The sequence below is a fragment of the Corynebacterium sp. MSK297 genome, from assembly GCF_030232885.1.
Lineage (GTDB): Bacteria > Actinomycetota > Actinomycetes > Mycobacteriales > Mycobacteriaceae > Corynebacterium.
Window position 1 is genome coordinate 368,550 of sequence record NZ_JASPGD010000001.1, and the last position, 15,201, is coordinate 383,750.

The following is a 15,201-nucleotide window of genomic DNA, read 5'->3' on the forward strand; positions in this document are numbered from 1 at the left end:
CCTTTAAAATGTCGAGAACGGAAAGTGAAGGGCTGTAGACCGTAATACGGCTAGCTACGGCCTACTGAACGAGATAAATAACGATAAAGACGCCAATCCAGATGACGTCAACGAAGTGCCAGTAATACGAGACTGCCATCGCTGCGGTTGCCTGAGCGGGGGTGAATTTTGACTTCCAAACCCTAGCCAGAACAATGGCGAAAGCAATAAGACCTGCAGTCACGTGAAGCATATGGAAACCGGTGATAATGAAGAACACCGACCCAAACACACTTGCCTGAATGGTCACGCCATGCGAGATCATCTCGTAGTACTCGAACGCGACCATGCCCAAGAACACAACGCCCAGGGCAATAGTGACGGTGTACCACAAGCGGAGCTTGAACACATCGCCTTTTTCGGCCGCGAATACGCCGAACTGCGAAGTAACGGACGAGGTAATAAGGATGGCTGTAATGATCGCGCCATAAATCACATTAAGGTGATGGGTTTGCTCACTCCAGTCTCCCGCTTGTCCGTTAGCTCGCGATGTAAACCACATCGCAAACAATCCGGCGAAGAACATCAATTCCTGCGACAGGAACACAATCGTGCCGACACTGACCATATTGGGCCGGTTCAGCGACACGACACGTTGTGGTGCTGTCATTCCTGGGTTAGTTACTGCGCTCGTCACGTTCATTAGTATGCACCGTCCTTTCCTGAATTTCATCTTAGTTCCCACCCATTTTCCCAGGTCACATTAAGCCAACACCCCAGCTTCCCGGTCAACGGGGGTAGCTAAAATACCCATGAGAATCAGGGAACTTTTTCTTGTTTTTTCCGACTACCTCTATTGGCAGGTCACCGGGCAATTATCCTCCGCTAAACACGCAGCGTTAGTGGGAGCGGGATTCACACATAACTCAAATCGGGGGTAAGGCGTCACCATTCCACCCCCATAAAGTGCCGTAACTCACAGCGGGAAAACCACCCAAAATCCCCTGTTCAAACTTTTGTATGCCCCTAAAATTGCGGGAACTTATTCATGATTAAAATCTACCGGAACTCCCAATGTCGTTTCGTCACTATACGAAAACTGGTCGACGGAGAACACAACAGCTTGCCAGTTAATTAATATGTTATATTGCAGACAGCAAAGGCGCCCCTCCCATTCCCATTGCGGAACAGTTGGGGCGCTTAGATTAATGCTGCTAAAGCACTGTCATACTAGTGCTTTTCCTTTGGCAGGCCATATTGCAGGCTCAACATAGTGCAAGCCCAGATCAACATGACGCCACCAACCAGAATCAGCCAATAGTACATGAAAATCACGCCAAGGCCGAAAACGAAGATGGAAATAGACATCCAGAATGGCCACATCGAGCCTGGCGAGAAGAAACCAAGAATGCCGGCGGAATCGGAAATCTCTGCTTCTTCCCAGTCTTCCGGCAACACGTCAGCTCGTGATTCAGTCAAGTGCAGATAGACACCAAGCATGATGGCCATCAGCGCAGCCAACAGCAGCGGGACGCCACCTGCCCAATCGTATCGGTGCACCCAGGCGTCGTCTTCGATCCACACGGTGCCGAAGACGTAGACCACTCCGGAGATTCCGAGGAAGACGGCGATTGCGTAGAACAGTTTCGCACTAGCGCGCATGTCTGTATTCTCCTTTTATTTTACAGAGCGGTATTTGGATCCGCAGCGTTATCGCCATCGGCGGTTTCACGAGCGGAATTGAATGGCTTGGTTGAGGTGGCGTAAGGGGCTTCACCGATCGATGCCAGAGCCTCTGAGTTAGGAGCATCCGGGTTTGCGAGGCGGAACTCCATGTAGTCAGCGAACTTCTCCGGAGATACCGCACGAATTTCGAAGTTCATCATCGCGTGGTAAGTACCGCACATTTCGGCGCAGCGTCCAACAAAGGCACCTTCTTCTTGAATTTCTTCAATTTGGAATGCGCGCTCCTGCTGGTTGTTTTCTGGGTGTGAGTACACATCGCGTTTGAAGAGGAACTCTGGTACCCAGAACGAGTGGGACACGTCGCCGGAAGCCAGACGGAATTCGATTGCGGTGTTGGTAGGCAGAACCAACACTGGAATCTCATCCGTAGTACCCAACGTCTCGATCTCGTTGTAGTTCAGGTACGAATTGTCTCCGCTAGAACGACCATGAACTGGGTTAGCATTGTCCATATCCTCAGGGTCGTGCTTCGATTTTTCAGCAATCGCGGTGCGCTCTTCATCTTGACCGTCGTAGTCCTGGCCGTTTGGCGTGAAGTTTCCGCCAACTTCGGCGTAGCCAAACTTCCAGTTCCATTGGAAGGCCGTAACGTCTACCGCGACCTCAGGCTCTTTATCGTTTGCGACAACCTTCTGCTGCACCTGAACCGTAAAGAAGAACAGAGCCATAACGATGATGACTGGAATAATCGTCAAAACTAGTTCGACCGGAACGTTGTACTGCAGCTGTCGTGGGAACTCCCCCCGACCTTTCTTTTTGGCGCGCTTAGCACTCCAACGGAAAATAGCCGTCAGGAACAACGCCCACATGATAATTCCGATAAACCAGGCCAGTACCCAGATCCAGATCCAGAAGTTGAACATGGAGTTCGCCTCTGGGGTGACTCCCTCTGGCCAACCCATGTGCAGGAAATTTGAAGCCGCAGCTGGCGGCTCGACGTCACAAGCGGCCAAACCGACCGTTGCGAGACCTAAGACGCCACCAAGACCTAATTTCCGGCGCAAGCTGCGTTCATTACGCTGTCCCACGTGTGTTCTGCCTTTCTTTGCACACAATTGTCTGCCTACTGTTATAAGCATTCCTATGTAAGCAGCATAACTCAAATGCGCCGGATTCTTATCAGTTTCGCAGCAGGCTAACTCCAGCAAACTCGCTAACCTTATGCAGGGATAGCTTCATTGCACTCACCTACGGGGTATGCGCTGCACAATGGGTACCTTTTAGGCAGCCCTAGACAGCGCACTCTACCCGTTTTGAGATTTCTTATAACCCAGTTCACACGAAAAGAGCTCGGTATCAACCCAAAGTTTCACTCACTTTGAGGTAAACGGATAAGCCCATGGCGATTGCACGCGCCTTCGTAGCAACTTTCCCCGAATGATTAACCGCTTAATCCCTGTGGGCCGTAAAGTAGTCGGGGCACTACACCACCCAGAGGAGAAATTAACAATGTGTGGACTTCTCGCTATGTTGACGGCGCGTGGCGACGCTACTTCTTACGTCTCTGCAATGGAGGATGCGCTTCCTTGCATGCGTCACCGCGGCCCCGATGCCGCAGGAACGTGGAATGATGATCATGCGGTGCTCGGATTTAATCGTCTTTCGATTATTGATTTAGAGCATTCTCATCAACCACTCCGTTGGGGCCCAGAAGACGAGCCAGAGCGATACGCTATGACCTTTAACGGTGAAATCTACAACTACGTAGAATTGCGTGCAGAGCTGGAGGAGGCGGGGTATAGCTTCAATACCTCCGGTGATGGAGAACCCATTGTGGTCGGTTTCCATCATTGGGGCCCAGCCGTTGTAGAACACCTTCGCGGCATGTTCGCCATCGCTATCTGGGATACACGAAGCCAGCAGATGTTCGTGGCGCGGGACCAATTCGGTATCAAGCCATTGTTCTACGCAACGACGCCCGCAGGCACGGTCTTTGCGTCAGAAAAGAAATCCATTCTGGAGCTTGCTGACGCCATCGGTCTAGGTCTGGATCTTGACCGTAGAGCAATTGAGCACTACGTCGACTTACAATACGTGCCGGAACCTGAATCCCTGCACGCTAATATCCGGCGTCTAGAGTCTGGTTGCACCGCTGTTATATCGCCGGCTGGCGAGGTAGACGCTGAGCGTTATTTCCGTCCACGCTTCCGCACCAAGCCTGTTCCCGCAGGACAGGAACAGCAATTATTTGATCGCATCGCGCATGCGCTCGAGGATTCCGTCGAAAAGCATATGCGGGCCGACGTTACGGTTGGTTCTTTCCTGTCCGGTGGCATCGATTCCACGGCAATCGCTGCGTTAGCAAAACGCCACAACCCTAACTTGCTGACGTTCACCACTGGTTTTGAACGCGAGGGTTATTCAGAAGTCGATGTCGCTGCGGAATCCGCAGAGGCCATCGGTGCAGAGCACATTGTCAAAGTGGTCAGCCCAGAAGAATACGCCGACGCTATTCCGAAGATCATGTGGTATTTGGATGATCCCGTTGCTGACCCATCGCTAGTCCCGTTGCACTTCGTCGCCGCCGAAGCTCGCAAACACGTCAAGGTTGTGCTTTCAGGTGAGGGAGCTGACGAACTCTTTGGCGGCTACACCATCTACAAGGAACCACTTTCTCTCGCACCGTTTGAGAAAGTCCCAGGACCGTTGCGTCGTGGACTGGGCGTCCTATCCCGCGTTTTGCCCGATGGCATCAAGGGTAAGTCTCTGCTCGAACGAGGTTCGATGACTATGGAAGAGCGTTATTACGGCAACGCGCGTTCCTTCAATTTCGAACAGATGCAGCGAGTCATCCCTTGGGCACGAAAAGATTGGGATCACCGCGATGTCACGAAGGATATCTACACACAATCAGAAGATATGGATCCGGTCGCGCGAATGCAGCACCTGGATTTATTTACCTGGATGCGCGGCGACATCCTAGTGAAGGCCGACAAGATCAACATGGCGAATTCGCTTGAGCTACGCGTGCCTTTTTTGGATAAAGAAGTTTTCCGCGTAGCCGAGACCATCCCGCACCAGCTCAAGATCAGTCACGGCACAACGAAATATGCGTTGCGTAAAGCCATGGAACAGATTGTTCCCCCACACGTTTTGCACCGCAAGAAACTCGGCTTCCCGGTTCCGATGCGGCATTGGTTGGCCGGAGACGAACTGCACGGTTGGGCGCAAGACCACATCAAAGCTTCGCACACTGACGATATCTTCGACAAAAACGCCGTCCTGGATATGCTGCACGAACACCGCGCTGGCCAATCTGACCACTCCCGACGTTTGTGGACAGTATTGGCGTTCATGATTTGGCACGGCATTTTCGTCGAAAAGCGCATTGACCCAGAAATCGAACAGCGCGACTACCCAGTGCGGCTATAACCGTCAACGTAGATGCCGGACTAACCCCCTCTCACTGGCCAAGCATCCACGTCGGCTAACCCCGGTGAATGGGTTTACGCCCGCACTCTAGCTGGGGCACTAGCTCCGCAAGAGTTTTTCATACACGATTGCGTGGGTCAGACGATTCGGGCATCATCCGTAAGCACTACACGCCAAAAGCCCCTGAATCCGCAAATTACTCCGGGATTCAGGGGCTTCTAGCATTTCTCAACTCAGTCACCAGCGTCTAGCTAGGCTCATCGTTGTCGCAATAGCTAGGTGGCCACAGCGATTAGAAGGGCACAAAACTCGGTGCTCAACTGTGTCTGGATTTAGATGCGCTTGGGTTAGTTGAACGAGTCGCCACAAGCGCAGGAGCCACCAGCATTCGGGTTATCGATGGTAAAGCCTTGCTGCTCGATTGTGTCGGCAAAGTCAATCTTCGCGCCCATCAAGTACGGCACCGACATCTTGTCGACGACTAAGTTAATGCCACCGACTTCATCGATCTTATCGCCGTCGAGTTCGCGGTCATCAAAATACAGTTGGTAGCGCAGGCCTGCACAGCCACCTGGCTGCACTGCGATGCGCAGGGACAGGTCTGTGCGGCCTTCCTGCTCCAGCAAAGACTTAGCTTTTTCAGCCGCGGCGTCGGTGAGGATCACGCCGGTCGACGAAGTAGGGGCGGTCATAATAGTTCTCCTTCATGGTGAACGCTTGTTTTGCAGTTAGTCTACTCCCCTTTTTCCGATGCCGAAACCCGCCATAAATTACTCCATGTTCATTGTTGTTACTGGCTGGCAGGTTGTACGCTGTAAAACTGTGAAACTACCGTGGCAAAAACCTCAGCAGAATGAATCCAGCGATTCCGCCAACTCCGCTTCCAGCACGGACGGTGCCGGTTCGTATGATCAGGATGGATCAGCTCGGTCCAACTCAAGCCAGCCTGACTCACCCCGGCCTGAGTCAGCCGAGTTTGGAGCACGCCAATCTGAACAACAGGATTTGCCCAAGGGATATACCCCGAAGAAGAACAAACCCACTCCTTCCCGCAAGGAGCAGGAAATTCGGCGCGGGGTAAGGCGCGACCCCAACGGTGCGTCACCTGCACAAGCTCGGCAACGTCGCAAAGAATTAAAGAAGTCCATGTCCAAACAGGAATGGAAAGACTACAAACGCGAAGAACGCCAAGAAAACATGCGTCGCCGCAAAGAACAACAGGAACGTATGGATGCTGGCGATGAGCGTTATCTCTTGGCCCGCGATATCGGCCCGGTTCGCCGCTACGTACGCGACTGGGTGGACTCGCGCGCGTTTTTAACCAACTGGGTCATGCTTATTGCCCTTATTATTTTAGGGGCGACGCTGTTGGGAGGAATCAACCCGTACGTTGCAAATATCATCTCGCTGATCGGCATGGTCGTCATCGTTATTCTCGCTATCGAGGGCGTCATCTTGGGTAAGCGCTGCAATAATGCTGTACGCAAGAAATTCCCCGACACCACCGAAACCGGCCTTCGTTTGGGCTTTTATGCGTATTCGCGTGCTACCCAACCACGCAAGTGGCGTTCGCCAAAGCCCCAGGTTGAACGCGGCGCAAAGGTGTAAAGTAACTGTTTAAAAGCACGGCAACGAGGTAGCTGCACAATGGTTTTTGACGCAGAGTTTGCACGTCCCGCTGAGGTGGATGCGCAAGCCGCAACCGCAGTCATCGCCGCAATGTCGTCGACTGCGCGGGGGCGAAGTTTCGGTCGGCTTACCGACGCTGCGGCGTTCATGGCCGCCTGCCAGGGCAAAGTACCAGCTGAGCCGTTGCGCCAGCCGCGGGTCGTAATCTTTTACGGCCACGAGGACGGCAATGCTGACGCAGCTAATGACATCGCTGCGGGTTCTGCGCCGGTCGCCACACTGGCGCGCACGCACGGAGCAGGGGTTCGCGTCGAAGAAATCCCCACCGATGATTCTGCATTGCAGTTCGGCAGCGCCATTGCCGATTCCGAAATCGATGCCGGAGCAGATTTATTAATCCCCGGCGAACTGGGCGAAGGGTTTTCTACCGAAGCAGCGGCGCTATTCGGCGCGCTAACGAAAACTGAACCAGTTGCCCTCGCCAGCTTAGATACATCACTGACTACACAACAATGGCAGCGCGATGTCGCAGCTATTCGTGATCACATGTTTCGGTGCTGCACCGCCCACGCGGCACCACTGGAACTACTCACTGAATCTGGTACGCCAGCAGCCCAGGCCTTGGTCGGTTTCATATTGCAGGCAACTACTCGCAGAACGCCTGTACTTATCGACGGCTGCTTCGCCACGGTGTGCGGCTTAATGGCAGAAAAAATCGCTCCCGGCACGCGAGCATGGTTGTATTCGAGCCAGCTCTCGCCCGAACCGGCGCACATTCTGGCAGTACAGAAACTTGAGCTAACTCCCATGCTGGCATTTGATCTCAGCACAGGGCAGGGAACCGGTGGTGTGCTTGCCCTTTCGGCTCTTAATGCCGCAATTGAGCTTGTCAGCGACGAAGTGTATGCAATCACCGAGGCGATCAACGCACAGAGCGACAGCAACGCCACCAGAGCCACTGAACCCAAGCCCAGAAGCACTGAGTCCAACGCCACAGAGCTCAGCACCGCTGAGCCCAACTCCAGTGTCGCCAAGGACGCTTAAGCCAATTTGTGGAGCCAGCCGTGCTCATCAGCAACTTTGCCGCGCTGAATCCCAGTCAGTTTCTCGCGCAGGCGCATGGTGAGCTCGCCCGATTCCCCACCACCAATGGTGAAAGTATCGCCGTTAGTTTTCACTGTTCCAATAGGGGTAATTACCGCTGCGGTACCACAGGCGAAAGCCTCAGTCATGGCACCACTGTGCGCGGCTTGCCGCCACTCATCCAAAGTGATGGTTTTTTCCACAATCTCAATGCCCATCTCACGTGCGAGTTGCAGGATCGAGTCTCGAGTCACTCCCGGCAGAATCGTGCCAGACAACTCCGGAGTCACCAATTTGCCGTCGATGACGAACATGACGTTCATTCCGCCCATTTCTTCGACTTTATGCTGGTTCGCCGCATCTAAAAAAACCACCTGGTCACAGTCGTGCGCACTTGCTTCTTGTTGCGCCACCAACGATGCGGCATAGTTGCCCGCAAATTTCGCAGCTCCAGTACCGCCGGGTGCCGCGCGAACATAATCCTCAGAAATCCACACCGACACTGGCTGCACACCGCCTTGGAAATACGCTCCCACCGGGGAAGCAATAACTAAAAAGCGATAGCTCTGCGACGGGGCTACTCCCAATCCCACCTCGGTGGCAATCAAAAACGGGCGCAAATAAAGCGATCCCTCTCCCCCGCCAGCTGGTACCCAGTCTTTGTCAACAGCAACGAGTTCTTCCAATGCCTGGACAAACAAATCTTCTGGGATTTCGGGCATTGCCATACGCTGGGCAGAATTAGCAATCCGCTGGGCGTTTTTGTCAGGCCGGAAGGTAACAATAGTGTCATCTTTGTGGCGGTAAGCCTTGATTCCTTCAAAAATCGCCTGCCCATAGTGGAACACGGTGGTTGCCGGGTCCAAGGTCAATGGCGCATATGGTTTGACCTCGAGATTGTGCCAACCCTGTTCAGCGTTCCAGTCCGCAACCACCATGTGGTCGGTGAATTTTTTTCCAAACGCTGGATTTGCGAGAATTTTCTCGCGCTCCGCTGGCGAGGTCGGGTTTTGGTTGCGGGTTACTGCAAATTCTAAGTCGCTCATGATAGCTAATGTACCCGTTGCCTCTGCTAAAAGAGATATAGGGCACACAAGCGAAGGCATGTACTGCTAAATCTCGCTAGGCTGGTATGACCTGCAGGCGATTTGCGCAAGCAACGTATTACGCGAGAAAGGAAAATATGGCTGACAAAAAGTTTGAACTTCCAGCCCGCGGAAAAATTAGCACGGTTGAGCTGAATAAGAAATTACCGAAAAAGGCTGATGGCCTGGTTATTGGCGTATTTCATGACGATAACGCGGTGGAGGCCAGCGAGACTGCTTGGCTCGGTGGAAGCCAGCTACGCGAGGTCAACGACGCGTTGGCGACCGTCAAAGCAAAGGGTACAGCGAACGAGATCACTCGCTTGCCAGCTCCGAAGAAGCTGGATGCCGACGTCATCATTGCGGTTGGTTTGGGCTCCCGCGATAAGCTTGATAACGAGGTGCTGCGCCGCGCTGCTGGCAGCCTATCCCGCGCGGTCAAGGACTTGGATTCCGTTGCAGTAGCGCTGTCCGACGACAGTGAGAACCTGGTACCAGTCATCGAAGGCCTGATTCTGGGTAGCTATTCCTACCCAGGCATCCGCGGAAACAAGGACGACGGCGTCGACAAGCCAGAGGATAAGAAAAACAAGTCTGACAAGGACCCCGCCGCTTTCACTGTGCTTGGTGATCCGAAGAAAGATGCAGAGATCTTCCGCTTTGCACAGGTCGGCGCAGAGTCGGTCTGCTTGGCTCGCGATTTCGTCAACGTGCCGTCTAGCCACAAATTTCCAGAATCTTATGCCTCGTTTATTCGCGGTTTCGCCGAAGACGTCGGCCTTAAGGTCGAGGTTTTGGACGAAAAACAGCTGCAGAAAGAAGGCTTCGGCGGAATCTTGGCGGTAGGACAAGGTTCTGTTCGTCCGCCACGTCTGGTCCGCCTACACCACCGCCCACGCAAAGCAAAGAAGAAAGTCGCACTGGTCGGTAAGGGTATTACCTTTGATACCGGCGGTATCTCCCTTAAGCCGGGAGCTGGCATGGGGGACATGATCATGGACATGGGCGGTTCTGCTGCCGTCGTTGCTGCCACCGTCGCCGCCGCGAAACTCGATATCAACGTGGAGCTGACTACCACGGTTCCGTTGGCAGAAAACATGCCATCCGGCAACGCGATCCGCCCTGGCGATGTCATCACTCACTACGGAGGTATTACCTCGGAAATCCTCAATACCGACGCCGAAGGGCGCATCGTGCTTGCCGACGCCATCGCTCGGGCCAGCGAAGATAAACCAGACTATCTGGTCGAAGCAGCGACCCTGACCGGCCACCAAATGCTGGCGCTGGGTAAGCAGACTTACGGCGTGATGGGCAGCGACAAATTGCGTGATCGCATTGCGGAGCTAGGCCGCACCGTTGGCGAAAAAGCCTGGGCAATGGCGCTGTTGGAAGAACACGCAGAAGCTATCAAGACCCCAGCCGCCGATATCCGCAATATCTCAGAAGATCGTTGGGGCGGCATGCAGTTTGCCGGCACCTACCTTTCCCAGTTCGTCGGCGCAGGCATCGAATGGGCTCACCTTGATATCGCGGGTCCTGCCTGGGCGGCTAGTGCTTCCGGTTATACAGCCAAGCGTGCTACCGGTGTGCCAGTACGCACGTTGGTAGCTTGGTTAAATGAGGTTGCTGGCTAGGCACAGAGCATTAAGCACTAAACACTGAGCACTAAGCTTCGCCGTTGCGCTGCTCCCATTGTTTGCGGCGCTCGGCTTGCTCTCGGCGCTTGCGGAGAATCCGTTCACGTTTCATGCGCTCGCGCATACGCTGTGGATACCCGGTTTCCTCGACATCGTAAATTGGAACGTCGAGCGCCCGAGCCACAGCGTCTATTCCTTTTGGCCCTCCGATACGGCGGCGAATGTAGTCACCGGTGTCGTCGACGAACACGATCGACATCTCGTTAACCACAGTTTCCGGCTCCACGAAACCTTCGACCATTCCGCGCCCACTGACCCAGGCGACCAGTTCTGTGAGGTCTTTTTCACGGATGGTATCGCCCGGAGCCCGCGGGGGCTTAAGCTGTGATTTTGTAGAGTTCCGACGGAATAGGTTAAACACAGTTCACAATTCTAGGGGTAATGCACAAATGTGCGTGTTGGCTCATTACACGAAGCACCGTTGATGGCGGTAGGCTGGGATGGCGTAGCTTCTATTTACTAACGACTTTAGAGGAGTCTCTCACACATGTCGCACTCCGTAGAGATGCCCGAGCTGGGCGAATCAGTCACCGAAGGCACCATTACTCAGTGGTTGAAATCCGTCGGCGACACCATCGAAGCCGATGAGCCTTTGCTTGAAGTTTCCACTGACAAGGTGGACACTGAAGTCCCTTCCCCGGTCTCGGGAACGCTCCTCGAGATCAAAGCAGAAGAAGACGACACTGTAGAGGTTGGCGACGTCATCGCCGTTATTGGCGATGAAGACGAAGCCACAGATTCCGACGATTCCGACTCTGACGACGCCGCTGATGCAGATGAGGCTGATGCTGCTGATGACTCCGCATCCGAGGAGAAGGAAGACGAGTCTGACAAGAAGGATTCTGCTTCCAACAAGAACTCCGGTGGCTCCGGCAAGACCACCGATGTGGAAATGCCAGAACTCGGCGAATCAGTTACCGAAGGCACCATCACCCAGTGGCTGAAATCCGTGGGCGACACCGTCGAAGTAGACGAACCACTACTAGAGGTCTCCACCGACAAGGTTGATACCGAAGTTCCATCCCCAGTAGCTGGCACCATCGTCGAAATCCTTGCCGAAGAAGACGACACCGTCGAAGTTGGCGACGTCATTGTCCGCGTCGGCGACGGCAACGCCGCAGCTGATTCGGATGACTCCAACGACGCCGATGCTAACGACAAGTCCGACAGCAATGACGCAGATGACGCTGAGGACTCCGCGCCTGACTCCGATTCCCAGGAATCCGAGGACAAAGAAGATAAATCCGACAAGAAGCCGGAGAAGAAGTCCGAGGGCAAGGAAGAATCCAACAAGCCTGAGCCGAAGAAAGACGAATCCAAGGATTCCAGCAAGAGGAACTCCGGCAAGGTTCCTTACGTCACTCCATTAGTACGTAAATTGGCCGACAAGCACGGCGTCGACTTGAATTCCGTGGAAGGCACCGGCGTTGGCGGACGCATCCGCAAGCAAGACGTCATGGCTGCTGTCGACGGTGGTTCCGCTGACTCGTCTGCTCAGGATAAGGACTCCGAGAAGTCTTCCGGCAACGACGTCAAGAAGGCCGGTTCGAACTGGTCGACCAAGTCTGTCGATCCAGAAAAGGCGGAGCTGCGTGGTACCACGCAGAAGGTTAACCGTATCCGTCAGATCACCGCACAGAAGATGGTGGAAGCACTGCAGATTTCTGCACAGCTGACCCACGTGCAGGAAATCGACATGACCGCCGTATCCAACCTGCGCAAGGCCAACAAGCAGGCGTTTGCTGACAAGCACGGCGCGAAGCTGACCTTCCTGCCGTTCTTCGTCAAGGCCACCGTGGAAGCCTTGGTCTCTCACCCGAACGTGAATGCTTCGTACAACGCAGATACGAAGGAGATGACCTACCACGCAGACGTCAACGTCGCCATCGCGGTAGACACTCCGAAGGGTCTGCTGACTCCAGTCATCAAGAAGGCCCAGGAGAAATCCTTGCCAGAGATCGCTGCAGAGATTATCGATCTGGCAGATCGAGCACGCAACAACAAGCTGAAGCCAAACGATCTCACCGGCGCTACCTTCACCGTCACCAACATTGGTTCGGAAGGCGCGCTTCTAGACACCCCAATCCTGGTACCGCCACAGGCCGGTATCTTGGGCACCGCGGTGATCGAGAAGCGACCAGTCGTCGTTACGGAAGACGGCCAGGACGCCATCGCGATCCGTCAGATGTGCTACCTGCCATTCACCTACGACCACCAGGTGGTCGACGGTGCGGATGCAGGTCGCTTCATCACCACCATCAAGGACCGTCTCGAGACTGCGGATTTCGAATCCGATCTGGATCTATAAGCTAGCCTGCTAGCCCAAACACCGGGTCTTCCCATCACCGCGCTTCCAGCTTTTTCACTGGCAACGCGGCGGGAAGACCCGGTTTTCGCATTATGAGCCAACTCACGTAACATAACGGTCATCATGTTAACCGCGGTCACATGGTGACGTGATATAGAACAACTCAAGCACCCACTAGTTTTCAGTGGAACGCGAGAGACGACCGCCAAGAAGCCAAAAGAGGAACGTATGCGGATCAGCGATTGGTTAAGAGTTGGCTTAGGCATGTTCGTCGTCGCCTTCGGCGCGAACGCCTTCGCCCCATTGATGGTTTCCTACCGTCTAGAGGCCGGTCTTAGCGACGGTCAAGTGACGGCTTTTCTCGCGATCTACATCGTTGGTCTTATCCCCGCGCTCATCATCGGCGGCCCCATGTCCGATACCTACGGGCGCCGCGCGCTCATTCGTCCAGCGCTAATCCTTTCCTTCATTGGATCGGCTGTGCTCGCGCTCGGTGCGTTCGGCCCGACTATTTTCATCGGCGCAGGCCGGTTCATCACGGGCTTGGCGACGGGCCTGGTGATGGCATCGGGTGCTGCCTGGTTGAAGCAGCTTTCTGATGGCCCGGCGATCCAAGGTGCACGCCGCGCCACCATTGCTTTGACATCCGGTTTCGCCGGGGGCCCACTGGTAGCTGGCATCGTTGCAGAATTTCTGCCAAAACCAGACTTGATCCCGTATCTGCTGCACTTGGTTCTTGCCGCCATCATCACCCCTTTGGTCTGGAACACCCCAACGGTGCACACAGAGGGCACGAGCACGGGCAAGCTGCTAGCCAGCCAGGTGAAAACGTCACGTTTCTGGCTCACTCTTGGTTTGTCTGGTCCGTGGGTTTTCGGTGCTGCATCCACCGCATTCGCCGTGAACACACGCTTGCTCGAAGCACAGATGGATCACCCCGTCGTCTACACCGGATCCATCGCATGTTTGGCCATGGTGTTCGGAAACGTTATTCAGCGTTATGTTGGCGGCTCGCGCACCTACCCTCCTGCGGTTTATGGTTTGTCGCTAATTATCGTCGGCATGCTGTGTTCGATCTGCGTGGCGATTTGGCAAGATTCCCTGGTCGGTGTCGTCTTTGGCCTGCTCGCCACTATTCCGCTGGGCTTTGCCTACGGCATCTTGATGTCGTCGGGATTGCAAGAAGCACAGCGGCTGGCGCCGGACGATGAGCTGGGTGCAGCCAGTGCCTCGTTCTACTCGCTCACCTATATCGGGTTTACCTTCCCGTTCATCATTTCGATTCTAGGGCCAGCGATTGGCTACATCACGTGTTTCTTGTTTGGTATTGCGATGGCACTATTTACCATCTTCATGGTGCTGCGTTTCGACGGCCGGTTTTTCAAAAAATCCCGTCGCTTCCCACAGCGGGCATAGTCCATAACCCGCGTCCATAGCCCGCATAGCCCACAACCCGCTGCGTCCACAGCCCCGCTGTCTTCAGGGCGCGTTAAAATGTGCACCATGACTGCTCCACGCGCCCCGTTTTTTCCTGCTGATCGTTCTATTCGTGCTGATGAGGATCTCGAGGTCCACAACCTAGGCACTATTGACTACCAAGAGGCATGGGATCTACAGGCACAATTAGCCAAACAACGCGCTGACGGCGAAATCCCAGATCAACTTCTGTTTCTAGAGCATCCCGATGTCTATACCGCAGGCAAACGCACCCAACCGTCGGATATGCCCACTAACGGATTGCCGACAATCAAGGTGGATCGCGGCGGCCGCATCACTTGGCATGGCCGCGGACAGTTGGTGGTCTACCCCATCATCAAACTTGCAGAACCAGTCGATGTGGTGGATTACGTTCGTCGGCTAGAAGAAGCCATCATTGACGCGTTGACAAAATTCGGCACACATAAAGTTGGCCGTATGGAAGGCCGTTCCGGCGTGTGGGTTCCGCATAGTGTACGCGCCGTCGACAAGAATGCTCCCAAACGTGACCGTAAAATCGCGGCGTTAGGCATTCGCGTCACCCGTGGTGTGACAATGCATGGCCTCTCACTGAACTGCAATAACTCGCTGGAATTCTACGACCACATCGTCGCTTGCGGCATTGACGACGCCGATGTCACGACATTATCGCTGGAGCACGGCCGGGACGTGACCACCGCGGAAATGATCCCGCTTTTGCACAAGTCTTTAGTGCACGCTTTGGCTGGGGATCTGGCTGTCAGCGATCACGATTTGGATACCTCGCGGGTAGGCGACTCGCCACAGTAATCCCCTAAAACCCCTCCACAAACGGCCTATTACAGCC

General features: G+C 54.4%; 13 protein-coding genes. 7 read left to right on the plus strand and 6 right to left on the minus strand.

Annotation, left to right across the window (positions count from 1 at the left end; genetic code table 11):
- Positions 1-61 precede the first annotated feature (61 nt).
- The 3 genes from ctaE to ctaC form a co-directional block, all read right to left on the minus strand.
- The gene (gene ctaE / locus QP888_RS01680) at positions 62-676 is read right to left on the minus strand and encodes an aa3-type cytochrome oxidase subunit III (RefSeq protein ID WP_026167858.1); all 615 of its coding nucleotides are present in this window, start codon (positions 674-676) and stop codon (positions 62-64) included.
- A gap of 533 nt (positions 677-1,209) precedes the next feature.
- Positions 1,210-1,641 carry an aa3-type cytochrome oxidase subunit IV gene (ctaF, locus tag QP888_RS01685; protein ID WP_284811735.1) on the minus strand — a complete coding sequence of 144 codons (432 nt, stop codon included), beginning with the start codon at positions 1,639-1,641 and terminating at the stop codon, positions 1,210-1,212.
- A 20-nt stretch (positions 1,642-1,661) separates the two neighbouring features.
- A complete protein-coding gene (gene ctaC, locus QP888_RS01690; protein ID WP_284811737.1) occupies positions 1,662-2,753 on the minus strand; it encodes an aa3-type cytochrome oxidase subunit II in 1,092 nt (363 codons plus the stop codon).
- Positions 2,754-3,174: 421 nt separating this feature from the next.
- Here ctaC and asnB point away from each other — a divergent pair, with 421 nt between their 5' ends.
- The gene (asnB, locus tag QP888_RS01695; protein WP_284811739.1) at positions 3,175-5,097 is read left to right on the plus strand and encodes an asparagine synthase (glutamine-hydrolyzing); all 1,923 of its coding nucleotides are present in this window, start codon (positions 3,175-3,177) and stop codon (positions 5,095-5,097) included.
- A 347-nt stretch (positions 5,098-5,444) separates the two neighbouring features.
- On the opposite strand, the gene QP888_RS01700 is transcribed toward asnB, so the two are convergent.
- Complete coding sequence (locus QP888_RS01700) at positions 5,445-5,789, minus strand: HesB/IscA family protein (RefSeq protein WP_018120470.1); 345 nt, start codon at positions 5,787-5,789, stop codon at positions 5,445-5,447.
- 130 nt (positions 5,790-5,919) lie between these two features.
- Here QP888_RS01700 and QP888_RS01705 point away from each other — a divergent pair, with 130 nt between their 5' ends.
- Both QP888_RS01705 and QP888_RS01710 read left to right on the plus strand, forming a co-directional pair.
- Complete coding sequence (locus QP888_RS01705; RefSeq protein ID WP_502869079.1) at positions 5,920-6,705, plus strand: DUF3043 domain-containing protein; 786 nt, start codon at positions 5,920-5,922, stop codon at positions 6,703-6,705.
- 39 nt (positions 6,706-6,744) lie between these two features.
- Positions 6,745-7,770 (plus strand): nicotinate-nucleotide--dimethylbenzimidazole phosphoribosyltransferase, encoded by a 1,026-nt coding sequence (locus QP888_RS01710; protein WP_284811743.1) that lies wholly within the window; start codon positions 6,745-6,747, stop codon positions 7,768-7,770.
- On the opposite strand, the gene QP888_RS01715 is transcribed toward QP888_RS01710, so the two are convergent.
- Positions 7,767-8,855, minus strand: coding sequence for a branched-chain amino acid aminotransferase (locus QP888_RS01715; RefSeq protein WP_284811744.1), 1,089 nt, complete (start codon positions 8,853-8,855; stop codon positions 7,767-7,769). The genes QP888_RS01710 and QP888_RS01715 overlap by 4 nt on opposite strands.
- Positions 8,856-8,992: 137 nt before the next feature.
- On the opposite strand from QP888_RS01715, the gene QP888_RS01720 reads away from it, so the two are divergent.
- Positions 8,993-10,528 carry a leucyl aminopeptidase gene (locus QP888_RS01720; RefSeq protein ID WP_284811745.1) on the plus strand — a complete coding sequence of 512 codons (1,536 nt, stop codon included), beginning with the start codon at positions 8,993-8,995 and terminating at the stop codon, positions 10,526-10,528.
- 31 nt (positions 10,529-10,559) lie between these two features.
- Here the strand turns inward: QP888_RS01720 and QP888_RS01725 are convergent, their stop codons facing one another.
- Positions 10,560-10,952 (minus strand): oxidoreductase, encoded by a 393-nt coding sequence (locus tag QP888_RS01725; protein WP_284811746.1) that lies wholly within the window; start codon positions 10,950-10,952, stop codon positions 10,560-10,562.
- Positions 10,953-11,078: 126 nt separating this feature from the next.
- On the opposite strand from QP888_RS01725, the gene sucB reads away from it, so the two are divergent.
- The 3 genes from sucB (at position 11,079) to lipB (ending at position 15,164) form a co-directional block, all read left to right on the plus strand.
- A complete protein-coding gene (gene sucB, locus QP888_RS01730; protein ID WP_284811748.1) occupies positions 11,079-12,899 on the plus strand; it encodes a 2-oxoglutarate dehydrogenase, E2 component, dihydrolipoamide succinyltransferase in 1,821 nt (606 codons plus the stop codon).
- A 228-nt stretch (positions 12,900-13,127) separates the two neighbouring features.
- Complete coding sequence (locus tag QP888_RS01735; RefSeq protein WP_284811750.1) at positions 13,128-14,315, plus strand: MFS transporter; 1,188 nt, start codon at positions 13,128-13,130, stop codon at positions 14,313-14,315.
- An 87-nt stretch (positions 14,316-14,402) separates the two neighbouring features.
- The gene (gene lipB, locus QP888_RS01740) at positions 14,403-15,164 is read left to right on the plus strand and encodes a lipoyl(octanoyl) transferase LipB (RefSeq protein WP_284811751.1); all 762 of its coding nucleotides are present in this window, start codon (positions 14,403-14,405) and stop codon (positions 15,162-15,164) included.
- Positions 15,165-15,201 lie beyond the last annotated feature (37 nt).